The organism is Stenotrophomonas sp. Pemsol, assembly GCF_003586545.1.
Classification (GTDB): domain Bacteria; phylum Pseudomonadota; class Gammaproteobacteria; order Xanthomonadales; family Xanthomonadaceae; genus Stenotrophomonas; species Stenotrophomonas sepilia.
In genome coordinates this window covers 2,079,076-2,104,079 of record NZ_CP025780.1, presented here as the reverse complement: position 1 = coordinate 2,104,079, position 25,004 = coordinate 2,079,076, and the positions used below count along the sequence as shown (strand labels likewise).

Below are 25,004 nucleotides of genomic sequence, written 5' to 3'. Positions count from 1 at the left end.
GCGTGCATCTGCGTATCATTCGCATTTGATACCCCGATGCCGGAGCCCCACGTGACCCAACGTTCCCCCATGCACCCGACCGGACGCCTGTTCGCTGCGGTCGCTTTCATCGAGGCCGTGACCTGGGCCGGCCTGCTCATCGGCATGTGGATGAAGTACGGCCCGATGGCCAACGTGGCCCTGGTGAAGGTGTTCGGGCCGCTGCACGGCGTGGCTTTCCTCGTGTATGTGGCGGTGACGCTGCTCGCGGCGGTGCGCCTGCGCTGGCCGTGGTGGGCCAGTGCCCTGGCCCTGCTGGCAGCGATCCCGCCGCTGGTGACGCTGCCCCTGGAGTGGTGGTTCAAGCGCCGTGGCCTGCTCGGCCTGCGTGCAATGCGCTGAACCCAGTGTTGCGCGCCCATTCAAGAGAATGGGTATCAAATGCAAATACGAGCCGTTATCATTTGAGGGTGGCATCTGGCCCTGAGCAGGGTCGGTGCCGGGTGGGGCGCGCAGGCGCGCCCGGCCAATCCTTTCCTGTTACGGCTGGTGTTTCATGCACGCACGTCCCGTCGTTCCCGGCTTGCCGGCGCTGGTGTTGGCTGCCCTGATTGGCACCATGGCGATGATGTCCTTCGTCGCCGTGATCGGCCCGGTGGTCCGCATGCTCGGTTTGTCCGAGTGGCATGCCGGGCTGTCAGTCACCGCCGCAGGCGTGTTGTGGATGCTGGCCGCGCGCCCTTGGGGCCAGCTCAGCGACCGCATCGGCCGCAAGCGCGTGCTGATGCTGGCGATGAGTGCCTACACCGTGGTCTACATCGCGCTGGCGGTGTTCATCGACGTGGCCCTGCAGGCGGTGCCGCCGGTGCTGGTGTCAGTGCTGGTGCTGGTCGCTGCGCGCGGCCTGATCGGCCTGTTCTACGCAGCGGTGCCTCCTACCGCAGCTGCGCTGATCGCCGACAAGGCACCGACCGGGCAGCGTGCGAAGTTCCTCGCCCGCCTGGGCAGCGCCAACGCATTGGGCATGGTGCTGGGCCCGGCTGCCGCGGGTTGGCTGGCCTATACGAACCTGTCGCTGGCGCTGTACGTGGCCGCACTGTTGCCACTGCTGGCGTTGGCGCTGCTGGCCTGGCGACTGCCGGCCACACCGCCTGTAATGGGCGTTTCCGCCCAGCGCCGCGCGCCGATGAGCCGCCTCGACCCGCGCCTGCGCCTGCCGCAGCTGGCGGCGTTCATCGCCATGGTTTCCGTGACCATCGCGCAGGTCACGGTTGGCTTCTTCGCGATTGATCGCCTGGGCCTGAATGCGGCGGCCGGTGCGCGCATGGCCGGCATCGCGCTGACGGCGGTCGGCGTTGGCCTGATCCTGGCGCAGGCGCTGGTGATGAAGCTGGAGGTTCATCCGCGGCGCTGGATCGTCCTCGGCGCCGTGATCTCAGGCATCGGCTTTGCTTCGGTGGCGGGCGTGCAGCAGGCCTGGCAACTGCCTGCGGCCTACGCACTGGCTGCATTCGGCATGGGCTTCGTATTCCCTTCGTTCCAGGCGTTGGCCGCCGACGCGGTGGAGGCGCACGAGCAGGGCGCCGCCGCCGGTACTGTCGCTGCCGCGCAGGGACTGGGCATGGTGGCCGGGCCGATGCTCGGCACGCTGGTGTATCGCGGCGGGCCCAGCCTGCCATACCTCCTGGTCGGCGCGTTGCTGCTGTTGCTGTGCGCGCTGGCCGCAGTGCATCGGATGAAGGAGACCCCATGAACGATTCCCTGATGCAGGGCGCGTGGCCGGAGGCTGCGCCAGCGCCGCAGGAGAGCAGCGACGACGCGACGCTGTTCCTGCTGCAGCACGCTGGCCAGCACGTGCACGCACGCGGTTGCCGCGCCACGCTGCCGGCAGGTGCGCTGGCGACATTGGCGGAACGCGTTTCGGTGTTCTTTGCCCAGCAGCGCGGCGGCCCGGGCCTGCTGGTCGGCGCAGTCCCATTCGAACCCCGTGCCGACGACGCGTTGTACCAGCCCGAGCGCCTGCTGCCAGCGCTGGCACTACAGCCACAGGCCGCGCCAGCGCTGGAGGGTGCCCTGCAGGCCGAGCCTTCGGCGCAGGCGTACGCGGCGTCGGTGGCTGCGGCGGTGCAGGCACTGCGCGCGCCCGAACTGGACCTTCAGAAGGTGGTGCTGGCGCGCAGCCTGGTGGCACGCACCCACCGGGCGCTGTCTCCGGACGTGCTGCTGGCACGGCTGGGCGCGGATCCTTCGGTGGCGACCTATGCGGTTCCGCTGCCGGTGGAAGTGGGTCAGGCGCCAGCGTGGCTGGTGGGCGCGACCCCGGAACTGCTCCTGCGCAAGCGTGGCGCCGAGCTGTTGTCGCACCCGCTGGCGGGGTCTGCGCGGCGCTGCGCCGACGCTGCCGAGGACGAGCGCGCCGCGCAGGACCTGCTGGCCTCGACCAAGGACCATGACGAGCACCGTCATGTGGTCGAGGCGATCGTCGAGGGTCTGGCGCCGTATTGCAGCCACATCGATGCACAGCCGCGGCCGGCGCTGCATGCCACCGCCAGCATGTGGCATCTGGGCACACGCATCCATGCCACGCTGAAGGATCCGCACACGTCGGCCGCCGAGCTGCTGGCGCAGCTGCACCCCACGCCGGCCGTCTGCGGTACGCCGCGGTTGGCGGCGCTGCAGCGCATCCGCGAGCTGGAACCGGTGCCGCGCGGCTTCTATGCCGGCGCCGTGGGCTGGTTGGATGCGCAGGGTGACGGCGACTGGTATGTGGCAATCCGCTGCGCACGCCTGCAGGGAATGCAGCTGCGCCTGTTCGCCGGCGCCGGCATCGTTGCCGACTCGCAGCCCGAGGCCGAGGTGGCCGAGACCGCTGCGAAGTTCGCCGCCCTGCTGAATGCGCTGGGTGTCCATGAATCCGCGCCTGCGATCGAGCCTGCCGCATGACTACCTCCACTGACGCTTCCCGCCTGGCACTGCAGCAGGTGTGGCCGGATGACCTGATGGCACGCTATCGCGAGGCTGGGCATTGGCGTGGCGAGACCTTCCCGGGGTTCCTGCGCGAACGTGCAGAACGCTATGCCGATGACATTGCGGTGGTCGCCGGCGACGTGCGCCTGAGCTATGCGCAGCTGTGGCACGAGGCCGGGCGGATCGGTGCCGGCCTGCTGACGCTCGGCCTGCAGCCAGGGGAGCGGGTGCTGGTGCAGCTGGGCAACACGGCAGGCTTCGTCACAACGGTCTGTGGTCTGTTCCGCGCCGGACTGGTGCCGGTGTACGCGTTGCCGGCACACCGCATCACCGAGCTGGTGCACTTCGCCAGCAAGGCCGAAGCCAGTGCCTACATCACCACCGGGCTGCATGATGGCTTCGACCATCGCGGACTGGCGCGGGCGCTGCAGGCCGACGTGCCGGCGGTTCGCCATGTAGTGATCGACGGCGATGCGGCGGAGTTCATTGGGCTGGAGGCACTGCAGGGCGATCGCAGCCGGTTGCCGGCCGATCCGGACCCGCAGTCTGTGGCGTTCCTGCAGATTTCCGGTGGGAGCACCGGGCTGTCCAAGCTGATTCCACGCACGCACGACGACTACATCTATTCATTCCGTGCCAGCAATGAAATCTGCGGCATCGACCGCGACAGCGTCTACCTGGTCGCGCTGCCGGCCGCGCACAATTTCCCGATGAGCTCGCCGGGCTTCTTCGGCGCGTTGTACGCTGGTGCCCGCGTGGTGCTCAGCCCCGGCCCCGGGCCGGAGGCCGCATTCCCGCTGATCGCCCGCGAAAAGGTGACCTGCTGCGGCCTGGTGCCGCCGCTGGCGCTGCTGTGGGCGCAGGCCGCCGCTACCGGCAAGCATGACCTGTCGAGCCTGCGGGTACTGCAGGTGGGCGGCGCCAAACTGGTGCCGGAAGCCGCACGGCGGGTGATCGACGGCCTTGGCTGCACGCTGCAGCAGGTGTTCGGCATGGCCGAAGGCCTGGTCAACTACACACGGCTGGATGATCCGGAGGACCTGCTCGTGGCCTGCCAGGGCCGGCCGATCAGTCCGGACGACGAAGTGCGCGTGGTCGATGACCATGACCAGCCGGTGGCCGAAGGCGAGGTGGGGCATCTGCTCACCCGTGGCCCGTACACCATCCGTGGCTACCACAACGATGCGGTGGCCAATGCGCGCTCGTTCACCGACGACGGCTTCTATCGCACCGGCGACCGTGTGCAGCAGCTGCCCGGAGGCTACCTGGTGGTGCAGGGCCGCGCCGGTGACCACATCAACCGTGCCGGGGAGAAAATCTCCGCCGAAGAGATCGAAGATCATCTGCTGGCGCACCCCGGCGTGTTTGATGCCGCCGTGGTCTCCATTCCCGATGAGTATCTGGGCGAGCGCAGCTGCGCCTTTGTGATCGCGCAGGGCGAGCCGTTCAAGGCGCCGGCACTGAAGGCCTGGATGCGCGGGCGCGGCCTGGCGGCGTTCAAGGTGCCCGATCAGGTCGTGTTCGTCGACAGCTTCGATACCACTGCGGTCGGCAAGATCAGCCGCCGCGAACTGCGTGCGCAGCTGCGTGCGCGTCATCTGCAACAGACAGGAGGAACGCGCTGATGGCGCTGCCCCGTATCACCGATTACCCCTTGCCGACCGCCGCTGAGCTACCGCAGGCGCGCGGACCGTGGCGTCCCCGGCGCGATCGTGTCGCGCTGCTGGTGCATGACATGCAGCGTTACTTCCTGGCCGCATTCGACGCCGGCAGTACGCCCTTGCGGCCTGCGGTGGACAACATCGTGCGCCTGCTGGCGCATTGCCGTGCGCAGGGCATTCCGGTGTTCTACACCGCCCAGCATGGTGACCAGGACCGTCGCGACCGTGGCCTGCAGGCCGACCTGTGGGGGCCGGGCATGCGTCGCAGCGCCGACCATGAGCCGATCATCGAGGCGCTGGCACCGCAACCGGGCGAGCACGTGCTGGTGAAGCACCGCTACAGCGCATTCCAGCGCAGCAACCTGGAGACGCTGATGCGGGTGCGTGGGCGCGACCAGTTGCTGGTGACCGGCGTGTACGCCCATATCGGCTGCACCGCGACCGTGGTCGATGCCTTCCAGCGTGATATCGAGGCCTTCATCGCCGCTGATGCGGTGGCGGACTTCTCGCGTGCCGATCACGATCAGGCGCTGCACTGGATCGCGCGCACCTGTGGTGTGCCGATGACCACCGATCAGCTGCTGGAGGTGCTGTGATGGCTGCCATGGGTGAGGCGCTGGATCTGGAGCGGATGCGCGCCGACGTGGCGCGCGTGCTGGAGTGCACGCCGGCCGAGATCGGTGACGACGACAACCTGATCGACCTGGACCTGGATTCAATGCGCATGCTCGGCCTGGTCCTGGCCTGGGGCAACACTGGCCTGCCGCTGGAGTTCTCGCAGTTGGCCGAGCACACCACGCTGCGCCAGTGGTGGGGTGTGGTGCAGCAACTGCAGGCCGCGCAGAACGCATGAACGCCGCAGCGCTGGCCACGCCGGTGGCGTTGACCGAGGCCCAGGCGGGGCTGTGGTTCGCACAGCGGCTGGCACCGGACAATCCGTCATTCAATACCGCGCACGCGGTATGGATCGACGGCCCGCTGGACGTGGACGCGTTCGTCGCAGCCGCAGACCAGGCTGCGCGCGAGGCCGAGGCTTTCGCATTGCGCTTTGCCGAAGGTGCCGATGGCCAGCCGCTGCAGTGGCATGACCCGGTACACGTGCCGTTGCTTTCGGTACGCGATGTGTCTGCCGAGGCGGATCCCGCCGCTGCGGCACGCAACCTGATGCACGCCGACCGGCTGAGCGCGGTCGATCCCACCCGGGACCGGATCAGCCAGCAGGTGCTGTTCGATCTGGGTGGCCTGCGCTGGGTCTGGTACCTGCGCGTGCATCATCTGGCGGCCGATGGCTACGGCATGGCGCTGTTCACTGATCGGGTGTGCGCGTTGTATGCCGGTCGTACCGGTGAGTCACTGCCGGGGCTGGCGGGCGTGCTGGCCGATGATGCCGCGTTTCGTGCCGATCCGCGCCGCGTGCAGGCCGGGCAGTGGTGGCGTGAGCACATGCAGGGCGCACCGGCAGGCGCAGGCCTGGCCGGCACGCTCGCGGCCAGTGACGACGCGCTGCGCTGGGTGCAGCCGCTCGATGCGGCATTCCGTGAGCTGTTGCTGCAGGCTTCGGTGCGTTGGCTGCAGCCCTGGCCGGATGTGCTGGTCGCGCTGGCGGCCGAGTACCTGCGGCGGATGAGTGGCGCCGATGAAGTGGTGCTGGGCGTGCCCTACATGGGGCGGCTGGGCAACGCGTCGGCGCGGGTGCCGGCGATGGTGATGAATGTGTTGCCGCTGCGCGTGGCGGCCGGCGAGGGCAGCGTCGAGGCCTTTGCCCGGGGCCTGGGTCGCCAGCTCAGTCAAGGCCGCAGGCACGGCCGCTACCGGGGCGAGCAGCTGCGCCGGGACCTGGGCCTGGTCGGCACGCAGCAGCGCCTGCACGGCCCGCTGGTGAATGTGCAGCCGTTCTACAGGCCGCTGGCGCTGACTGGCGTGCAGGCGGCGCTGGAGGTGCTGTGCACCGGGCCGGTGGATGACCTGGCGCTGGGTTTCCGTGGCGATGGCCAGCGCCTGCTGGATCTGGAGATCGAGGCCAATCCCGCGCTGTACAGTCGCGAGGATGTCGAGGCGCACGCGGTGAGGCTGCTGCATTTCGTGTCGGCGGCGCTGCAGGCTGACGATATCGCCGCCGTGCCCCTGGCGACGCCCGCGGAGGCGCAGCAGCTGCTGCAGGGTTTCAACGCCACCGCGCACGCGCTTCCTGAGACCACCTTGGTTGAATTGCTGCAGCAGGGCATGGATCGGGACCCGCACGCGCCGGCACTGGTGTTCGGCGACACTACGCTGGACTACGCAACGCTGGAAGCGCGCAGCTTCGCGCTGGCGGCACAGCTGCGTGCAATGGATGTCGGCCCAGGCAGCGTGGTGGCGGTGGCATTGCCGCGCTCGCTGGAGCTGGTGATCGCGCTGGTCGCGGTGCTGCGTGCAGGCGCGGCCTATCTTCCGTTGGACCTTGCCCATCCCGATGAGCGGCTGGCGCGCATCTTCGCCTCGGCGCAGCCGGTGTGCGTTCTGGCTGCGGCGGAGATTTCGGCGCGCACGGCCGGCGTACCGGTGCTCGCGCCGGAGCAGTGGACCGCGCTGAGCTTCGCCGCGCCGTGGTCCGATCCGGCGCCCAGCGATGCGGCCTATGTGATCTATACGTCCGGTTCGACCGGGGAACCGAAGGGCGTGGTCGTCGAACACCGTGCCATCGTCAACCGCCTGCTGTGGATGCGCGAGCACTACGGCATCCGCGCCGATGACCGCGTGCTGCAGAAAACCCCGGCCACCTTCGATGTCTCGGTCTGGGAGTTCTTCCTGCCGTTGCTGTGCGGGGCCACGCTGGTGGTTGCCGGGCCCGATGCGCATCGCGACCCCACCGAACTGGCGCGGCTGATCCGCGGGCATGGCATCACCACGGCGCATTTCGTGCCGTCGATGCTCGATGCCTTCCTCGCTGCACCGGCCTCCGAAGGCCTGCAGCTGCGACGGGTATTCACCAGTGGCGAGGCGCTGGACGCCGCGTTGCGCGACCGCTTCCACGCGCGCATGCACGCCGAGCTGCACAACCTGTACGGCCCGACCGAAGCCGCGGTGGACGTCAGCTACTGGCCGGCGTCGGCGCAGGATCGATCGCGGCCGGTGCCGATCGGCTTCCCGGTCTGGAATACCCGCCTTTACGTGCTGGACGCGCGGATGCAGCCGGTGCCGGTCGGTGTGGCCGGTGATCTTTATCTGGGCGGTGCGCAGCTGGCGCGTGGCTATCTCGGTCGCGAGGACCTGACTGCCGAACGCTTCCTTGCCGATCCTTTCCTGGCGGGCGAGCGCATCTACCGCACCGGCGACATAGCGCGCTGGCGCAGCGATGGCGCGGTGGAGTACCTGGGCCGCAGCGACCATCAGGTGAAACTGCGCGGCCTGCGCATCGAGTTGGGCGAGATCGAGGCGGCTTTGCGCGAACTGCCGGGCATGGAGCGGGTGGAAGTGCTCCTGCGCCACGACGCACCCGGCGATGCCCGGCTGGTAGCCTATGTGCCGTCGGCACTGGCCGACGCCAGCATGCTGCGCAGTCATCTGGCCACACGCGTGCCGGATTACATGGTGCCGTCCGCCTTCGTTGGCGTGGATCACTGGCCGGTGACCGCCAACGGCAAGTTGGATCGCAACGCGCTGCCCGTACCACCGCGGCAGGAGATCGCCGGGCTGGCGCCGCGCACGCCGTTGGAACAGGAGCTGGCGTCGCTGTTTGCCCAGGCACTGGGGCGAGAAGCGCCGGTGGCGGTGGATGCGGATTTCTTCAGTCTCGGCGGTGACTCACTGTCGGCGGTGCACCTGCTGCTGGCGATCGAACAGCGCTGGCGCTGCGATCTCGGTCTGGGGGCCTTGTTTGCCCAGCCCACCGTGGCCGCGCTGGCGGTTCGTATTGCCGAGCCGCCGGCGCTGGCCGATCACGCACTGGGGCCGGTGATCGCGCTGGCCGCGACCGACGCTGCCGGGCCTACGCCGCTGTTCGTGCTGCACCCGGCCGGCGGCATCGCCTGGAACTACCGCGCCCTGGCCCGGGCACTGCAGCCGGCACGCCCGGTATATGGCCTGCAGTCGCCGGCACTGGACGCGCGGCAGCCGCTGCCGAGCAGTATCGAGGCGATGGTCAACGACTACGTACAGCGTGTGGTCGCATTGCAGCCGACGGGGGCGGTGCATCTGCTGGGCTGGTCGGTGGGTGGCATCCTCGCCCAGGCGATGGCGGTGCGACTGCATGAGATCGGGCGCGAGGTCGGCGAACTCGTACTGCTGGACGCCTATCCCAGCGAGTGCTGGCGGGCCGAGCCGGAGCCCGATGCCATCGCCGCATTGCGGGCACTGCTGGCGATTGCCGGTCATGACCCGGATGCGCATCCGGAACTGGACAGCCGGGAACGCATTCTCGCGTTCCTGCGTCGTGGCGGCAGTGCGCTGGGTAGCCTGCCGGATGTCGTGCTGGATGGCGTGGTGCGCGCCGTGACCGGCACCAATCGACTGATCCGTGAACATATCCACCGGCCGTTCGATGGCACGCTGGTGCATGTGCGTGCCGGTCGAGATCACCAGGCGCGGCCACAGTTGCGGTCGGCGTTGTGGCGGGCACACGCGCGCAGGGTGCAGTCGTTGGAACTGCCATTCCTGCACGCAGAGCTGACCGGACGCGATGCAGTGGCGCAGCTGGCGCCGTGGTTGTCGGCACGCTTGCGCCAATGGGACGAACAACAGGAGATCGCAACATGCAGTTGACCGGTTTCAAAGGCCGCGTGGCGTTGGTGACCGGCGCTGCCGGTGGCATCGGCGAGACACTGGTGCGGTTGCTGGCCGAGGCCGGTTGCACCGTAGTGGCGACCGATCGCGAGGCGCCTGTTACGGCCGATGTGCGTGTGCACACCTTTGCGCTCGACGTGACCGACAGTGCCGCCGTGGACGGCCTGGTGGATCAGGTCGAGTCCAGCATCGGGCCGATCATGCTGGCCGCCAGCGTAGCCGGTGTGCTGCATGTGGGCGGCGTGACCGAGACCGGCGATGACGACTGGCGCCGGGTGTTCGCGGTGAACACCGACGGGGTGTTCCATGTCGGGCGTGCCCTGGCGCGGGTGATGTCGCCGCGCGGGCAGGGCGCGATAGTTACCGTCAGCTCGAATGCAGCCGGTGTGCCAAGGCATGGCATGGCCGCCTATGCGGCATCCAAGGCCGCCGCCACGATGTTCACCCGCTGCCTCGGGCTGGAGCTGGCGCCGTTGGGCATCCGCTGCAACATCGTCGCCCCGGGCTCGACGCTGACCCCGATGCAGACCGGCATGTGGCAGGACGAGCACGGCGCCGAACGGGTGATCGCCGGCAACCTGGAGACCTACAAGGCCGGCATCCCACTGCGCAAGCTCGCCACCCCGGAGGATATCGCCCATTCGGTGATGTTCCTGCTCTCCGAGCAGGCCGGGCACGTAGCGATGAGCGACCTGTACGTGGACGGCGGCGCCACCCTGCGCGGCTGAGGTCCTCAGAGCCGAACCCATGACTCGGCTGATTCAGAAGGCAGCCGGTGTAGCTGTGAATGCCAACCCGGCGTGGCATGGGCATTCTTGAATCTGTTTGTTCAGCAATGCTGTTCGATCAAACCGATGATGTGACAGAGTAGGCCATCTAATGAAGTGAATTCTTCGTAGACATTATCGAACGCTACTTTGTCACGGACCTGGTACCGCCCTGTTGCGAATTCAAAGACGTAGCAATCCATATCGCTCTCTCCGAGTTCTACATAGCCGCCCATGGATCCCTGGTCGCAAGCGAGAAGGTTCATTTCCACCAAAGCAAGCGCTGACCCGCCATCGCGGTATGAGCGTGAAGTGCTCGAGTAGAGGAAGACTCCCGCTGCTGCCAAGCCATCGTGGCGTGAAAGAAAGCCCAGATAGGACTCCGGCAGGGTGATACCTAGCGTAGAAAGCACCAAGCTCTGGAGCGCGTCGACGTCAGAACGTCCAAGTGGAGGGCCAAGGTACATCTCGGCTTCGTTGAGATTCGCGCGGAGCTTGAGAAGTCTGGCTTCTACTGAAGGCTGCATTTGTTGAGATTGAATTCGTGTGCAATGAGGGCAGTCAGACACTGTGGAATTCGTCATTCGACGTCAATGGCAGTCGCCCCAAGCTGTTCAAGTTGGTCAACCATTGACGTGGTTGGCTCGCGGTAGCGATTGGACAGCAGCGCTGCTGGGAGTCGATAAGCGCCAAGCAATGTTGGCGTAACCAGCAGCGTGGATCAGGATTGTCGTGTCCAAGGGGCGCCGAACGAGGTCGGCGTAATGTGTTCAACCCGCGCTGCGCGGCTTTCGTGTCCGTTTCGGCCTTGCGGTCTCACCGCCGCTGGCGGCGCCATCCTGCAGCGCCTGCAGCCAGGACAAGGTGTCCACATAGTCGATGAAGTGGCGCAGGTAGCCGGGGCTGGTGGCCTGCATCGTGTCGAGCATGCGTTGCACCAGTACCGCCGAGTTCAGCGGGCCGCCATCGGCCGGGGCCTCGGCGCGCAGCGAGCGGCGCACCTGCAGTTCGCTGCGCAGCTCCGACCACTCGCGCTGCACCTGCTGCAGCATCGGCACTTGTGGGTAATACGGCAGCGAGCGCGACCCCGCATTGAGGTCACGCACCAATGCGCGCAGGCCTTCCAGCGCGGGCGGCTTACTTGGCATCCGGGGCCTTGGGCTTGGGAATCGGCGCGATCTCCACGCGACGGTTGCGCGCGCGGCCTTCCTCATTGGCGTTGGAACTGACCGGCTGCTCGCTGCCGAACGCGGCGGCGAACACGGCGTCAGCCGGTACGCCATCGGCGATCAGGGTGCGGGTCACGGTCAGCGAACGCTGCGCGGACAGCTCCCAGTTGTCGGCGAAGCGGCGGTTGCCTTCGCGCACCGGCGCATCATCGGTAAAGCCGCTGACCATCAGGATCTCTTCGCGGCTGCCCAGATAGGCGGCCAGCGGTGCGGCCAGGCTGCGCAGCAGCTCCTGGCCCTCCGGCTGCAGCTGGTCCGAGTTCAGTGCGAACAGCACGCTGCCGCTGATGCCGATGCGGCCATCGACCAGGGTCACGCGACCGGCGGCCAGTGGGCCGGCCAGCGCCTGTTCCAGGGTCTGCAGGCGCTTGGCTTCGGCCTGGCGCTGCTTCATTTCCTGGTCCAGCCGCTGCGACAGCTCCAGCTGCACCGCGACCACACCCACCAGGATCAGCACGAACGCACCCAGCAGCACCGACATCAGGTCGCCGAAGGCGGCCCAGATCGGTGCGTGCGAGCCGCCATCGACCTCCAGCTCGTCGCTCATGCGCTACCGGCCTTGCCGCGGCGCGTGGCCAGCTGCTGCAGTTCTTCCATCACCTGCTTCTGCGACAGCAGGCTGAGGTCGACCACCTCGCGCGCCTGCGCCACGTAATAAGCCAGCTGCTCATCGCTACGGGCCAGCGAGGCATCCAGCGCGCCGCCAATCTGTTCCAGACGGCCGGACAGCTCGGTGGAGGCGTTGCTGAACTGCGCGACCGCTTCACCGAAGGCGCCGGCCAGCTGGCCGACGTCACCCGCGCTGCCGGTGAGTGCTGCCGCAATGCCATCCAGCTTGCCGGTCTCGGCCGCGATATGGTCGGTAAAGCGGTTGCCGACACGCTCCAGCAGCTCGGCCGAACCGCCAACCAGTGCGTCCACCGCGGTGCGCTGTTCGTGCGATGCGTGGTTGATTGCATCCAGCAGGGTCTGCACGGTGGCCAGCAGGCGACCGCGCTCTTCCAGCATCGCGTTGTCACGCACCAGGCTTTCAGAGAGCGTGCTGCGCAGCTCGTTGATGACGTCGGCAGCAGCTTTCGGTGCCGCTGCCGCGGTCTGCAGCAGGGTGGACACTTCGGCCAGCGTGGCGCTGGCCTGCGCGCGACCGTTCTCGCCGATCTGCTGTGCGGTCGCCGCCAGCGTGTCGCAGACCTGTTGCTGCTGTGCAGCCAGGCGTTCGCCATTGGCCTGCAGGCGCTCGGCCAGCTCGGTGGAAACGTGCTGCAGGGCATCACTCCAGCGCTGCAGGCGCTGTTCGTCGCCAGCCTGCAGCTGCGCATGCAGAGTGGCGTGGGCCTGCTGGAGTTCGGCGCTGACCGCGTCCCAGCGCGCCTGGCGCTGCTGTTCGCGGCTGTCCAGGCTGGCCTGCAGTTCGGCGTGCGCAGTCGCGGCGGCAGCCTGGGCGGCTTGCCACTGCTGCGAGCGCTGCGCTTCATGATCCTGCAGCAGTGACTGGTTGGCGCTGTGCTGCTGTTCCAGTGCCTGCAGCAGCGCCTGCGCACGCGCATCCAGATGTTCGCTGGCGGCGATCAACGCCTGCTGCTGGCGCTCGACCAGCGCGCTGTTGAGGGCCTGCTGCTGCTCGGCGGCGGCACGCAAGGCGTCAGCATTGCTCTGTGCATCGGCCTGCAGGCGCTCGCCGATGCGCGCGATCAACGCTTCGGCATGCGTGCCCTGGCCATCGCTGAAGGCCTGCAGGTGCTGGCGCAGATCACTCACCAGCGCCTGCTGCGCCTGGGTCTGTTCACTCACCACCTTGGCCCAGCTGGCTTCGGTGGCGACCCGGCTGCGTTCGAAACCGTCGCTCAGGCCGGCCAGCTGCTGCTGCACGGCCTGCTCGACGCGGGCATGCAGTGCTTCGCCGTGATGGGCCAGGCCAGCCAGGGTGGTCTCGGCCATCGGCTGCAGCGCGCCACCGATGGCCGCGGCGCTGGCTTCAGCACCTTCGCGCAGCGACTGCTGCAGCGACAGGGCCAGGCGTTCCTGCAGCGCTTGGCTCTGGGTCAGGAACTCGGCCTGGCCAGCCAGCAGGCGCTCATTGGCGGCGGCACTGTGCTGTTCAAAGGTGCTGGTCATCGCCTGCAGGCGGTCGACCAGCGCCGGCAGCGCTGCGGACTGCGCCTGCAGCAGGCGCAGCGATTCGGCACGCTGCCAGGCCTGCGAGTACGGATGCAGGTCGCTGGAAATGGCGCGGTCCAGCTGCTGCACGGCCAGCAGACGGTCACGACGCAGCAGCGCCGCCAGCAGGCCGAGCATGGCCGAGCTGGCCACACCGGCGATCGAGGTACCGAAGGCCACCGCCAGGCCCTGCACGGGCGAGGCCAGCGAGCCGCGGATCGCGGCCATGTCGGTCGCGCTCTGCAGGGCCAGGCCGGTGCCACGCAGCGTGTCCATCATGCCCAGCAGGGTACCGAGCATGCCCAGCAGCACCAGCAGACCGACCAGGTACGGGGTCAGCACCGGTGCGGGCAGGGCGGTGCGCTCGCCTTCCACGCGCAGGCGCACGGCGTTGCGCAGGCCTACCGGCACGCGCTCCAGCCATGGGGCGAGGCTTTCCTTCGCGCTGGACAGGTCATTCAGTGCGGCGCGCAGGCCGTTGCTGGCCTGGCGGTAGCGGTACAGCTCCACGCCGCCGGCGATGTAGCAGGCCGCAATGATCGCCGCCACCGCTGCACCCAGCGGATGCACCGAAACGTAGCCAATGCCGATCCAGCACACGGCCAGCAGGCCGACAAGGAAAACAACGACATGGAGAGCAGTTCTGGACATGGTGTTCCGGTCAGTGGGAGCGCAGGGCGTCTTGCAGCCCTTCGATCGGGTGGAAGCGCAGCTGCAGCTCGGCGAGCAGCAGCGTGCGCATGTCATGGCGGAAGGCCGCGCGCCAGCCGGGCTGGCCATGCACGCGTTCAAAACGGGCGCCGAGCACCGCCGGCGCGGTGGCCAGCAGGCTGTGCTCGCGCGGGGTGAGTGTCTGTTCCATCACCGCATCAACCTCGGCCAGTCGCGCCAGCTCCGGCGAGACCTGTACCAGCTGGTCGCGCAGGCGGCCGCGCAGGCGCCCGGTGGCGGTCTGGATGGCCTGCTGCAGCACCCGGTAGCGCTGGCGCAGCGAAGCGAAGTTGGGTGCGGCAGCGGCCTCGGCCAGGTCCAGCAGGCGCTCGGCCTCGGCGTCCTCGCGGATCGAGGCCAGCAGGCTGGCATGGGCCTGGGCGCAGTCGGCCAGTACATCCTCGGCCCCCTCGGCAGCTTCGCCGGGCTCGGGCAGGCGTCCGCCCAACGCGCCGGACAGGGCCACGGCACGGCTCCAGTCCACCCACTGGCCGAGGCGATCGGTCAGGGCGGGACTGCTGGCCGGCATCGCGCCGTCGCTGAGACGGGCGAGCAGGCGGAGGAACTCCGGTCCACCCAGGACCGGCTGCGCTGCGTTCGCCATCAAGGGGTGAGGGGCCAAAAACCGTTGATTTTACAACCAGATGACCCCGGCTGGATGAAGGCGGGGCCTGGGTGGCGGTACCCGCAGGCGCGACAAGGCTTAGAATGTCCGGCTGCATCCACCCGTTCGACCCCTGGAGTACCCCCATGACTGTTGCGCAGTTCTACCCGATCGGCACCCCCGGACAGCCCTGGGGCGACGCGGAACGCGCACAGTGGCGGGCCCGCCAGCAGCGCCAGCGCAGCTACCACGATGACGTGGTGGCCGCCCTTGAGCGCCTGGACGACAGCGTTTTCGACGTGATCCAGTACGGCCAGCTGGACTATGCACCGGACCATTACCCGCTGTTCGCCGTGGTCAACCACGACTGGAACCCGGCGCTGCCGACCGCGCTGATCACCGGCGGCGTGCATGGCTACGAAACCAGCGGCGTGCACGGTGCCCTGCAGTTCCTGGAACAGCAGGCCGAGCGTTACCTGGGCCGGCTGAACCTGATCGTGGCGCCGTGCGTCAGCCCGTGGGGCTATGAGCGCATCCAGCGCTGGAACCCGGACGCCATCGACCCCAACCGCAGCTTCCGTGACGGCGGCCAGATCGTGGAAGCCGCCACCCTGATGGCCTGGGTGGCCGAGCGCAAGCCGAACCTGCTGGTGCACCTGGACCTGCACGAGACCACCGACAGCGACCTGCAGGAGTTCGATCCGGCGCGTTGTGCCCGCGACGGCAAGCCGTTCGAGCGCGACACGATTCCCGATGGCTTCTATGTGATCGGCAACAGCGAAGATCCGCAGGCCGAGTTCCAGAAGGCCCTGATTGCCGCAGTGGCGCCCATCACCCACATCGCCCCGGCCGATGCCGACGGCAACCTGGTCGGCCTGCCGCTGCAGTCGCCGGGCGTGGTCTGGGGCGAGTCGCGTTCGATCGGCGCCTGCGCCGGCTTCACCGACGCACGCTTTGCCACCACCACCGAGGTCTACCCGGACAGCCCGCGCACCAACCCGCAGGAATGCAACGACGCCCAGGTGGCGGCGGTGTGTGCGGGCCTGGATTTCGCCCTGGCGGCGCAGTAGCGCGCCACGTTGCGGGCGGTGACCGGCATCAGCCGGTGCCGCTTCTTCGCCGGCGTGGCGGCCACAGCCGGCGAACCCGACGGGCGGCATCCGGCAAACACATCCAGATTACGCTGGTACACCGTGCTGCTGACCCCGAACAGGCCCAGCAGCGAGTGGAAGATGTTGTCGTGGCTGTGCGCCCGTTGCAGCGCATTCCCACGCAGGCAGGCCATGTCCAGGCCCGCGTTGCGGCCGAAGTCCGATGAGAACCACATCACCATCGGCACCTGGGTCTGTTCGCGCGGGGCGATGAAGTAGGGCGTGCCATGCAGGTACATGCCGCGTTCGCCGAGCGACTCGCCGTGGTCGGACACATAGATCAGCGCAACGTCGCGCCGGTCCGAATAGCCTTGCAGCAGGTCGATGGTCTCCGCCAGCACCCGGTCGGTATGCACCAGGGTGTTGTCATAGGTGTTGACCAGCGCCTCGTTGCTGCAATGCTGGATCTGGTTGCTGTCGCAGGTCGGGCTGAAGGCCCGCGAGGCAGCCGGATAGCGCTCGAAGTAGGTCGGGCCGTGGCTGCCCAGCTGATGCAGCACGACCAGGCCGTCGCCGTTGATCGCGTCGATGCGTGTGCCAAGCTGGTGCAGCAGCACGTCGTCGTAGCAGGTGCCGTCGGTGTTGACGCACTGGCCCGCCACCTTCAGCGCAGGCATGTCCTCGGTCGGCACGCGCTCGCACACGCCCTTGCAGCCGCCATTGTTGTTGTTGCGCCAGAGCACGCTGACGCCGGTACGCTGCAGGATGTCGAGCACGTTCTCCTCGGTCGCCGCGCGAACGTTGTCGTATTGCTGGCGGTTCATCTGCGAGAACATGCACGGCACCGAGATGGCCGTTGCGGTTCCGCACGAGGAGACATCACTGAAGCTGATGACGCCTTCCGTGCGTGAGAGCCGGGGATTGGTTGCGCGTGGGTAGCCGTTGAGCTGGAAGTTCTGTGACCGCGCGGTCTCGCCGACGACCATGACCACCAGCTTCGGGCGCGGGCCGGGTATGCGCCGCGCGTCCGTGCCGATCGGGCGCAGCGGTTGCTGGCGGGTGCTATGGAGGCTTTTCAGGTAACCGTGGGTATGGCGCATCACGTTCAACGGCAGTACCTGGTCGCGGATGTGGCGGTTATTGCGCAGCAGTGAGGAGTAGTCCTTGTAGAACGCAAAGCCGATTACCAGCAGCATCACCAGTGACGCCAGAACGTTGGCCGGCCACACCAGCAGTGACCGTATCGAACCCGCTCCGCTGGCGGTGCGCACCAGGGCAAGCCCTGCAGCGGGCATCGCGCCCAGCGCCAGCAGGGTCAACAGCAGCGGCAGCGAGAGATAGGCGTTCAGTTCGGCCTGATTGGTCTCGAACACGTTCTGCACCATGCTGCGATCGATCAGCACGTTGTAGTGCAGCATGAAATAGCTGCAGGCGGCGCTGGTGACGATGAGTACGGCCAGCAGCGGCTTGCGCACGAAGGGTAGTGCCAGCAATGGCGTCAGCAGCAGATTGAACAGGCAGAACAACACCAGCGGCAGGCTGGCCAGGAACAGGATGCTGCGCACACCGTTGAGATCGGTCAGTTCCCACAGCGACTTCCAGAGGGCGATGTTTCCAATCGTGGTGAAGAAAAACGCTGCGGCCCAGACCAGGATGATCGGATGGGGCCGTGGAAAACGGAGGCATTGACGCACGAGCAGGGTCCGCGGAACAGGAGTGCGCGCAGTATCGAAACGGCCTTATCAGGAAGTTGTCAGGATTGCCGGCCTAGCCCAGCAGGATCACGCCCCACACCGCGCCGACCATCAACAACGCGGTGGTCTGTGCGGCGCTGCCCATGTCCTTGGCGTTCTTCGACAGCGGGTGCTGCTCCAGCGAGATGCGATCAACCACGGCCTCGATTGCCGAGTTGAGCAGTTCCACCACCAGGCTGATGAAGCAGACCGCCAGCACCAACGCGCGCTCGGTTGTACTGATGTCCAGCACGAACGCCGCAGTGATCAACAGCGCGTGCAGCAGCAGCAGCTGGCGAAAGGCGGCCTCGCCGCGGAAGGTCGCGATGAAGCCATCGCGCGAATGGACCAGGGTGTGCAAGATGCGGCTCAGGCCGGTCTTGCCGTGCGGATACTTGCCGCTGTGCTTGGGGTGCTGCATGCCGTTCTCGAGGTTGGGACAACCCCGAGCATGTGCACGTCGCTGTCAGGAATACGTCAGATGCGGGCCGCAGGCCAGTGCAGGGCGAACCGGCAGCCGCGCTCCGAGGACTGTACCGTCATTGTCCAGCCAAGGTGTTCGACGATGCGCTGCACGATGGACAGTCCCAATCCTTCGCCGCTGTGCGGTGCCCCGGGCACGAATCGTTGGAACTGCTGCGGGTCGATGCTGGAGGGCAGGCCGGGGCCGGTGTCTGCGATGATCAGTGCGGTGGTGTCCAGGGTGATCCGGACCTTGCCCTGTTCGGTGTATTGGCAGGCGTTGCGCGTCAGGTTCCAGATCACGCTGTGTACCAGGTCCGGATTGGTGTGCATCGTTACCTCGCGACCGGGATCAACTGTGATGCCGACCGGCTTGCCGGCCAGCCAGGGCTGGCAGCGCTCCACGCAGGACTCGATCAACGGACGCAAAGCCACCTCGCTGCGCGGGACTGAGCCGGGGGAACGTGAGAGCAACAGCAGGCAGGACAACTGGCGCTGCATCTCCTGGGTGGTACGCAGGATGCGCTCCGCGCTGGGAACCAGATGGCTGTCAGGAGGAAGCTGGCAGGCAAGGGTTTCCGCAGCACCGCCGATGATGGCCAGCGGCGTACGCAGCTCATGGCTGGCATCGCCGCTGAAGCATTGCTCGCGGTGCAGGAAACGCTCCAGTTCATCACTGTGCCGGGCAAAGGCGCGGGCCAGAACACCGATCTCGTCGCGTGCGTCCTGGCAGGGAAAGGGCTTCCGCCCGCTCTGCACGGCATCGGCCAACTGCGTGATGGGCGCGATGACGTGCGACGCCACCTTGCGACCGATCAGGAAAGCGCCGAGCACGCAGATCGAAATGACCAGCGCTGCAAAGGCGTTGATCAGGTATTCCAGATAGCCATAAGGCGCCGCGTCCTGCAGCAGGTAGTAGCGCTGTCCGCCACTGTCGAACACGCGCAGGTGCCACTCGTTGGGTGCTGCTTCGCCGTGGTAGCCCAGGCCATACTGGCGCAGCACCACAGGTACGTTCCGGGCATCGTACAGTGCGCTGCCGGAGGGCAGGGCGGGGCGTTGGCCACGAGCCAGTTCGTCCTGCAGGCGGCGTACTTGGCTGTCCTGGGTGCGTCCAACGACGGCGGCCCGTACCTGGTCGTAGTCCACCTGTTCGGCCAGAACGATGAAGCCCATGGCGCCGGCCATCAGCAGCACGAACGAAATCGTGATGCGGGTGCGCAGGGTCAGGCGCCGGTAGAGAGCGGCGGGGGTCACGCCGGCATGCGCCAGCCGACGCTGTGCACTGTGGCGATCAGCGTGGTGTCGAAACTGCGGTCCACCTGCAGGCGCAGCTCATGGATGTGGGTACGCAGCGCGCCGCCGTCCGGTGGCTCGTCGCCCCAGACCAGGTATTCCATCTCCTGCTTGCGGACCACGGAGGGTGCCGCGCGTACCAGGCACAACAGGAGCTTGTGCGAGGTGGGCGTCAGCGCAATGCAGCGTCCCTGCCGCCAGGCCTGCGGCGACCGCGTATCGACCTGCAGGTCCTTCCACGCCAGTACGCTGTCGACCTGGCGGCCCTGGGCGCGTCGCACCAGGGCCTTGATCCGCGCATCCAGCTCCTTCAGCGAGAAGGGCTTGACCAGATAGTCATCCGCGCCCAGCGCCAGGCCCTGCACGCGGTCTTCGACCGGATCGCGCGCCGTCAGCATCAGGATCGGCACCGGATTCTGGAACTCCTGGCGCAGCTTCCGGCACAGCGCCATCCCGTCCAGGCGTGGCAGCATCAGGTCCAGCAGGATGGCATCGTAGTCGTTCTGCGTGGCCCGACGCAGGCCACTGGCGCCGTCACGGGCGTCGTCCAGCACATAGCCGAGTGGCTCAAAGAAGGCGTACAGGTTGGCAACCAGTTCGGGGTTGTCTTCGATGATCAGCAGGCGGGTCATTGGGAGCGTCCTTGCGCGTGGCCGAACTCTGCCCGATCCCTTGCCGGATGCCAATGCCCTGGCTGAATGGATCGCAATCCGCGCTCGGCGTCCTCAAGACGTTCAATCGGCCGGGCTGCGTGAATCGCGGATCGAGTAGATCACCGAGAAGATCTTCCAGCCTTGCTCGGTCCGGACCAGCTGCCACATTTCCCTGCCCCAGTTGGTCTTCACCCCATCGTCGTGGAAGCTGTAGTCGAACGACACCGAAGCCACATCGCCGTCCGTTTCGATCTTCGTGTTGGAGAACTTTTCCTCCTTCGGCTTCGGCGAGGCGACCGCCCCGTCAATCAGCGCGATGAAGTTGTTGGCGGGAATCTGCCGCGCCTTGATCGCATCGGGCTTGGCCTTGCGGATGTCCTGCAGGCGCGCGTCCTCGGAAACGAACTGCCAGCCGATATCTTCCGGCTTGTCAGAGAAGAACAGGCTCATGTAGGTCGGCTTGTCCTTGTTGATCAGCGAGGTGCGGAACGATTCGACCACCTGTTCGATGGCCTTGACGTCGGCAGGGGCGTTCTGCGCGGCTATGACTGGCAGCCACGCCGGGAGCAGAAGGGCGAGGGCGGCGGAGCGTGCACGTGCGTTGGGCATCATGGGGGTCCTGGGGAGGAGTGAGGTGGCGCTCGCGCATCAGCGCGCGTAGGTTCGCCAGAAAAGCACGTGGTCTTCGGCCGTGTTGACGGCGACGAAGACGGATTTTCCGGATTCGGGCGCGCAGCGAAAGACACGGTACGACGCACTGAGCGTCGCGTTGCCAGGCCACCAGTATCGATTGAATGCAACAGGATCACTGTTGTTGAATGTGGTCGCCTGGCAATCCGCAGGCAGCTGCAGTGGTATCGCAGGAGGCTTGGTGAAGGCCAGCGCGCTGGTGTTGGAGTCGAGGTCATGGACCTCGCGCAGATCGGTCGCCGCTTGCGGCACCCAGCCGGGAATCCACCCCTTGTTCACCCTGTCGGAGTCAAGCGCCTCCTGCAGGGTGTCGAACGAACTGTCCATCACCATACCGCAGGCGCATAGCGCGATACAGAACGTCACGACAATGGCGCGCCAGGCCCATGCAACGGGGCTGGTCATCCTCGTCATGATCTGCGGAAAGCAGCCTACCCACTTCCTAGGGCGGCAAGCGCTTGAGCCGCGCTTCCAGCCCCGGTCGTACGGCCGGTCGCAGGGTTCTGCATGGCGCTGCGCCTTGCGCGCGTACTGCTGCATGAACAGGCCGATCTCCTGCGCGATCCTGTCCTTCCGGCTCTTGCCTGCCATCGACGGGCGTCCCAGTGTTCATCCTGAATCATCGGTCGGCGCACGCTAGCACGGATGACGGGCGCCGCAACAGGCCGGTTTGACGTTGAGGAAGGTCTGCGCGGATGATGCGCGGGCGCGCGGCGCAGGAGGGGATCTGTCAATGAGGACATTGATGTGGGGGCTTGCCGGCCTGTTCCTGGCGTACGTTGCCGGTTGCTCGGCAATCTCGGCGTGGCATTCCCGCGCGCTTGCCTCGGTTCGGCCGGGGGCGGGCAAGGCCGGAGTACTCCAGGCGCTGGGGCAACCTGACGTGGTGGAGCACGCCGGTGCTCCCTTTACCCGCTATGCCAGCCGTGGATGCAGTGGTCGCTGTGCGCAGCGATGGTGGTATGAGAACCGGCTGGGCCTGGATAACGAAGCCTGGTCGGTGGAGCTGGATGCTTCCGATCGCGTGCTCACAACGTCGCGCTTGACGTCACCCTAGAAGACCGCGACGAACGCATGCGCATCCATCGACCTTTCATCTTCATCGCAAGCCTGGCCCTGATGGCGTTGTGCGGGCTGATGGGCGTGCTGGTGCTCATCCATGGCTTCAACGAGCAGGGCCTGCGCTGTGGCAGGCTGTGCTCACTGGAGGTCTCCCTCCGCCTGCTCTTCGGTGATCGGGGATTCGAACTGCTGGTGGCGATGGGACTGTTTGCCACAGCGCTGATGTGCGCGTATATCGCATTGCGGGAGGGCATGCATGCCGGGCGGCCGCGAAGGCAGGTACAGCGTCGGGGGCATAAGCGCCGCCGATCGTCACAGCCCAGGTCGTGAAGTATCTCTCCGCGCGGCGTTCTGCCGCGCGGAGGGACACCGCAGGAGGTGTCAGCGATGCAGCGCGTCGATGATCAGCCCGGTGGCGATCTCCACCAACAGGTACTCGTTATCGGACTGCCGGACCCAGCGCCGGTCGCGGCCCGGCTCGCGCAGGTCATAGCGCGCGTAGTCGTCCACCCAGTAGCGGCGGTCCACTTCGGCCCAAGGGAGGCGGTCGCCACGACGCCAGGCCTTCTTCTGCCAGCCCGGCGGCGGCGCATCGCGGTTGTGCGGGCCACCTGCATGCGGCGGCGGGCCGTTGCCGCGGGCGTGGTGCGGCGGATCGGCGAAGGCGGGGGCCGCAGCCAACGCGGTGGCGGTGGTCAAAGCGATGGCAAGCAAACGTGTGGTCTTCATGGATGTGCCTCCGTCATGGCCGCAGCATGCGGCGCTGTGGCGGGAATATAGGGCAGACAACGTGAATGAATACGGGTGTGCGCGGCACTTTCCTGAACACACAGCGTGACGTGCAGTCGCCGCCCCGGAAAGGATCAACGGGCCCCGTCCGGGGCCGGACCCAATGCGCCCCAGCCGCCGCCCAGTGACAGGAACAGATCCATCTGGCGATCGACCCGGTCCGCGCGCGATGCGGCCAATGCGGACTCCGCATCTGCCAGCGCGGCCTGGGCCGAAAGCACATCGAGAAAATCGATCCTGCCGAAACGGTAGAGCAGCTGCGCCTGTCCCGCGGCCCGCGCTGCGTCCCCATGCGCCTGTGCCAGGCTGCGCTCGCGTTCAAGCGCCTGCGTGCAGGCAGAAAGCGCAGTCTCGGTCTGGCGAAGTGCCTGCAGCACCGCGCCGTCAAAGGAAGCAAGAGCCGCATCTGCATTGGCACCGGCCGCTGCGATGCGGGCCTTGGCCACGCGGCGGTTGGGCCAGTGCCATGACAGCAGCGGCCCGACGCTCGCCCCGAAACTGTCGGCGGAAAGCAGATGCGCCGGTGTGCCAGCCACGCCCGAAGAGGCGCCCAAGGTGATCTGCGGATAGAGACCCGCCGTCTCGACACCGATCATTGCAGTCGCGGCGGCCAGGCTGCGTTCGGCTGCGCGTACGTCAGGGCGCCGCTGGAGCAGCTGCCAGCCGTCACCGACCGGCAATGCCTGCTGCAGCTCAGGGGGCTGTGGGCACCCTCCTGCTTCCTTGGGATAGTCTGCCGGGACTTTGCCCATCAGTGCGGCCAGTTCGAACAGTGCGGCCTGGCGTTCTGCCAGCAGGTGCGGTACCGCCGCCGCGCTGCGGTTGACCGCGGCTCCGGCACGGCTGACATCGAAGTCCGTTCCACGCCCGCCTGCAGCCAGGCGACGGGTTGCCTCCAGCGTGGCGCGCTGTATCGCCAGCACATGCCGGGTCGCAGCGAGCGTGTGATTGCTTGTGCAGATCTGGAGATAGGCACGGGTGACAGCCGCAGCGACCACCACGCGGACCTGGTCGCGTGCCGCAGCGATGGCCTCCGCGTCGGCGTTGGCGGCTTCGATGCCGCGGCGGATGCCGCCTGCAAGATCCAGTGGATAGGAGAGGCGAAGGCCCAGCGCATAGGATTGCGGCGCGACCGACGCCTGGGTGTAGCCACCGGCATGGACGAGCGTGCCCGACGCATCCACGTCCCCTTGCACGGCACCGCGCGCGCGGTACTCCAGCACGGTCGCGCTGGCGCGCCGAAGGTTGGCATCGGCGGCGCGCAGGTCGGTATTGGCCGCCAGTGCTTCGCGTACGTAGGCGTCAAGCTGAGGGTCGCCATACAGTTCCCACCACCGATCCGGTGGTGGGTCGTGGCTGAACGATGCCTCCTGGCCCGAGACGAACGCCTGCGCCGCGCGTGTGGAGGCAGCGACGGCATTCGCAGGCAGGTGATAGTCGGGGCCGGACACGCAGGCCGTCATCGGCAGCAGCAGGGCAAGCAGCCCACCGCGTAGTGTTCGCAGGCTCACTTGCAGGTTCCCTGTGCCGAGGGCGTGATGGTCACACTCGCAGTGCGACCGACGATCAGGCGGGTATCCGGCCGCGCATCGTCAATGCGGATGCGTACCGGGATCCGCTGTGCCAGCCTCACCCAGGTGTAGGTCGGCGCCACCGCCGGCAGCAGGTTGTGGGTGCTTGAGCGCTGATCGTCGGCAATGCCGGCGGCGATGGTATCCACGTGCCCGCGCACGTCGTGGTCGTCGCCCATCAGCCGGGCCACGGCGGCATCGCCCTCGGTGATGCAGGCCAGCTTGGTTTCCTCGAAATAGCCCTCGATGCGCAGGCTGCGGGTGTCGATCAGCGCCAGCGCCTGTGCCCCCGGCTGCAGGTAGTCGCCCGCGTGCAGGTCCAGGTTGGTGACGATGCCATCGGTGGTCGCACGCACCTCGGTGCGTTGCACATTGAGCCGGGCAACGCGCTGTTCGGCCCGCGCCTGCGCCACGGCGGCCAGCTCGGTATCGACCTTGGCGGCATTGCGTTCGCGGGTTTCCGAAGCGACCAGGTTGCCCAGTGCGTCGTCCCGCGTCGATTCGCGGCGGGCCAGTGCCAGCGTGGCGCGTGCGCTGCTGGCCGCTGCGTCGGCCTTCTCAAGTGCGGCAGCGAAGCGCGGCTGGTCCAGCACCAGCAGCAGCTGTCCGGCGCTCACCCGCTGGTTGTCGTGCACCAGCACCTGGGTGACCAATCCCCCCATGTCCGACGCAACGCGCACCACGTCGGCGCGCACCCGCCCATCGCGCGTCCACGGGCGTGTTTCGTAGCGATGCCAGATGGCCAGTGCAGCGACGACGGCAATTGCGAACACCATCAGGGTTGCGCTCCAGCGCCCGATGACAGCAAGCGTGTGTTTCAT

The 25,004-nt window shown here is 67.4% G+C and carries 24 protein-coding genes; 10 read left to right on the top strand and 14 right to left on the bottom strand.

All coding sequences use genetic code 11. The features are described from left to right. Positions 1-69: 69 nt before the first annotated feature. The 8 genes from PEM_RS09815 (at position 70) to PEM_RS09780 (ending at position 10,096) form a co-directional block, all read left to right on the top strand. The gene (locus tag PEM_RS09815) at positions 70-381 is read left to right on the top strand and encodes a DUF3817 domain-containing protein (RefSeq protein WP_005416915.1); all 312 of its coding nucleotides are present in this window, start codon (positions 70-72) and stop codon (positions 379-381) included. Positions 382-535: 154 nt separating this feature from the next. Beyond that, positions 536-1,732, top strand: a complete 1,197-nt coding sequence (locus PEM_RS09810) for an MFS transporter (protein ID WP_111129155.1) — start codon at positions 536-538, stop codon at positions 1,730-1,732. Beyond that, positions 1,729-2,922: an isochorismate synthase gene (locus tag PEM_RS09805; protein WP_111129153.1), complete on the top strand. Its 1,194-nt coding sequence runs from the start codon at positions 1,729-1,731 to the stop codon at positions 2,920-2,922. The genes PEM_RS09810 and PEM_RS09805 overlap by 4 nt, the downstream gene beginning before the upstream one ends. Next, a complete protein-coding gene (locus PEM_RS09800) occupies positions 2,919-4,571 on the top strand; it encodes an AMP-binding protein (protein WP_111129151.1) in 1,653 nt (550 codons plus the stop codon). Before PEM_RS09805 ends, PEM_RS09800 begins: the two co-directional genes overlap by 4 nt. Beyond that, positions 4,571-5,203 carry an isochorismatase family protein gene (locus PEM_RS09795; RefSeq protein ID WP_005416909.1) on the top strand — a complete coding sequence of 211 codons (633 nt, stop codon included), beginning with the start codon at positions 4,571-4,573 and terminating at the stop codon, positions 5,201-5,203. The genes PEM_RS09800 and PEM_RS09795 overlap by 1 nt, the downstream gene beginning before the upstream one ends. Beyond that, entirely contained in the window at positions 5,203-5,460 is a 258-nt protein-coding gene (locus tag PEM_RS09790; RefSeq protein ID WP_019659922.1) for a phosphopantetheine-binding protein, read from the top strand. The genes PEM_RS09795 and PEM_RS09790 overlap by 1 nt, the downstream gene beginning before the upstream one ends. Further along, positions 5,457-9,347 (top strand): non-ribosomal peptide synthetase, encoded by a 3,891-nt coding sequence (locus tag PEM_RS09785; protein ID WP_111129149.1) that lies wholly within the window; start codon positions 5,457-5,459, stop codon positions 9,345-9,347. Before PEM_RS09790 ends, PEM_RS09785 begins: the two co-directional genes overlap by 4 nt. Next, the gene (locus tag PEM_RS09780) at positions 9,338-10,096 is read left to right on the top strand and encodes a 2,3-dihydro-2,3-dihydroxybenzoate dehydrogenase (RefSeq protein WP_095377098.1); all 759 of its coding nucleotides are present in this window, start codon (positions 9,338-9,340) and stop codon (positions 10,094-10,096) included. The genes PEM_RS09785 and PEM_RS09780 overlap by 10 nt, the downstream gene beginning before the upstream one ends. A 101-nt stretch (positions 10,097-10,197) precedes the next feature. Here the strand turns inward: PEM_RS09780 and PEM_RS09775 are convergent, their stop codons facing one another. From PEM_RS09775 to PEM_RS09755, 5 genes are all read right to left on the bottom strand, one after another. Beyond that, the gene (locus PEM_RS09775) at positions 10,198-10,719 is read right to left on the bottom strand and encodes a YrhA family protein (RefSeq protein WP_240431618.1); all 522 of its coding nucleotides are present in this window, start codon (positions 10,717-10,719) and stop codon (positions 10,198-10,200) included. A gap of 186 nt (positions 10,720-10,905) precedes the next feature. Then, positions 10,906-11,283, bottom strand: a complete 378-nt coding sequence (locus PEM_RS09770) for a DUF2894 domain-containing protein (RefSeq protein ID WP_111129144.1) — start codon at positions 11,281-11,283, stop codon at positions 10,906-10,908. Beyond that, positions 11,273-11,911, bottom strand: a complete 639-nt coding sequence (locus PEM_RS09765; RefSeq protein WP_111129142.1) for an OmpA family protein — start codon at positions 11,909-11,911, stop codon at positions 11,273-11,275. The genes PEM_RS09770 and PEM_RS09765 overlap by 11 nt, the downstream gene beginning before the upstream one ends. After that, entirely contained in the window at positions 11,908-14,172 is a 2,265-nt protein-coding gene (locus tag PEM_RS09760) for a DUF802 domain-containing protein (RefSeq protein WP_111129140.1), read from the bottom strand. Before PEM_RS09760 ends, PEM_RS09765 begins: the two co-directional genes overlap by 4 nt. 10 nt (positions 14,173-14,182) lie before the next feature. After that, a complete protein-coding gene (locus PEM_RS09755; RefSeq protein ID WP_005416902.1) occupies positions 14,183-14,836 on the bottom strand; it encodes a DUF3348 family protein in 654 nt (217 codons plus the stop codon). Positions 14,837-14,982: 146 nt separating this feature from the next. Here PEM_RS09755 and PEM_RS09750 point away from each other — a divergent pair, with 146 nt between their 5' ends. Next, positions 14,983-15,906 (top strand): M14 family metallocarboxypeptidase, encoded by a 924-nt coding sequence (locus PEM_RS09750; protein ID WP_111129138.1) that lies wholly within the window; start codon positions 14,983-14,985, stop codon positions 15,904-15,906. Here the strand turns inward: PEM_RS09750 and PEM_RS09745 are convergent. The 6 genes from PEM_RS09745 to PEM_RS09720 all read right to left on the bottom strand — a co-directional run bounded on the left by PEM_RS09745 (position 15,810) and on the right by PEM_RS09720 (position 21,352). Further along, complete coding sequence (locus PEM_RS09745; protein ID WP_111129136.1) at positions 15,810-17,621, bottom strand: phosphoethanolamine--lipid A transferase; 1,812 nt, start codon at positions 17,619-17,621, stop codon at positions 15,810-15,812. The genes PEM_RS09750 and PEM_RS09745 overlap by 97 nt on opposite strands. 73 nt (positions 17,622-17,694) lie before the next feature. Next, the gene (locus tag PEM_RS09740) at positions 17,695-18,081 is read right to left on the bottom strand and encodes a diacylglycerol kinase (protein ID WP_065196148.1); all 387 of its coding nucleotides are present in this window, start codon (positions 18,079-18,081) and stop codon (positions 17,695-17,697) included. Between the two features lie 56 nt (positions 18,082-18,137). Continuing rightward, the gene (locus PEM_RS09735) at positions 18,138-19,379 is read right to left on the bottom strand and encodes a HAMP domain-containing sensor histidine kinase (RefSeq protein WP_111129134.1); all 1,242 of its coding nucleotides are present in this window, start codon (positions 19,377-19,379) and stop codon (positions 18,138-18,140) included. Continuing rightward, complete coding sequence (locus PEM_RS09730) at positions 19,376-20,050, bottom strand: response regulator transcription factor (RefSeq protein ID WP_111129132.1); 675 nt, start codon at positions 20,048-20,050, stop codon at positions 19,376-19,378. The genes PEM_RS09735 and PEM_RS09730 overlap by 4 nt, the downstream gene beginning before the upstream one ends. A 102-nt stretch (positions 20,051-20,152) precedes the next feature. Next, on the bottom strand, positions 20,153-20,683 hold the full coding sequence (locus PEM_RS09725; RefSeq protein ID WP_111129130.1) for a nuclear transport factor 2 family protein: 531 nt from the start codon (positions 20,681-20,683) through the stop codon (positions 20,153-20,155). A gap of 36 nt (positions 20,684-20,719) precedes the next feature. Beyond that, positions 20,720-21,352 (bottom strand): hypothetical protein, encoded by a 633-nt coding sequence (locus PEM_RS09720; protein ID WP_240431617.1) that lies wholly within the window; start codon positions 21,350-21,352, stop codon positions 20,720-20,722. Between the two features lie 483 nt (positions 21,353-21,835). Here PEM_RS09720 and PEM_RS09710 point away from each other — a divergent pair, with 483 nt between their 5' ends. After that, the gene (locus tag PEM_RS09710; protein WP_005416890.1) at positions 21,836-22,153 is read left to right on the top strand and encodes a hypothetical protein; all 318 of its coding nucleotides are present in this window, start codon (positions 21,836-21,838) and stop codon (positions 22,151-22,153) included. 51 nt (positions 22,154-22,204) lie between these two features. On the opposite strand, the gene PEM_RS09705 is transcribed toward PEM_RS09710, so the two are convergent. The 3 genes from PEM_RS09705 to PEM_RS09695 all read right to left on the bottom strand — a co-directional run bounded on the left by PEM_RS09705 (position 22,205) and on the right by PEM_RS09695 (position 25,004). Beyond that, positions 22,205-22,552, bottom strand: a complete 348-nt coding sequence (locus PEM_RS09705) for an RcnB family protein (RefSeq protein ID WP_065185701.1) — start codon at positions 22,550-22,552, stop codon at positions 22,205-22,207. A 134-nt stretch (positions 22,553-22,686) separates the two neighbouring features. Then, positions 22,687-24,123 (bottom strand): efflux transporter outer membrane subunit, encoded by a 1,437-nt coding sequence (locus tag PEM_RS09700; RefSeq protein WP_111129129.1) that lies wholly within the window; start codon positions 24,121-24,123, stop codon positions 22,687-22,689. Further along, entirely contained in the window at positions 24,120-25,004 is an 885-nt protein-coding gene (locus PEM_RS09695; RefSeq protein WP_111129127.1) for a biotin/lipoyl-binding protein, read from the bottom strand. The genes PEM_RS09700 and PEM_RS09695 overlap by 4 nt, the downstream gene beginning before the upstream one ends.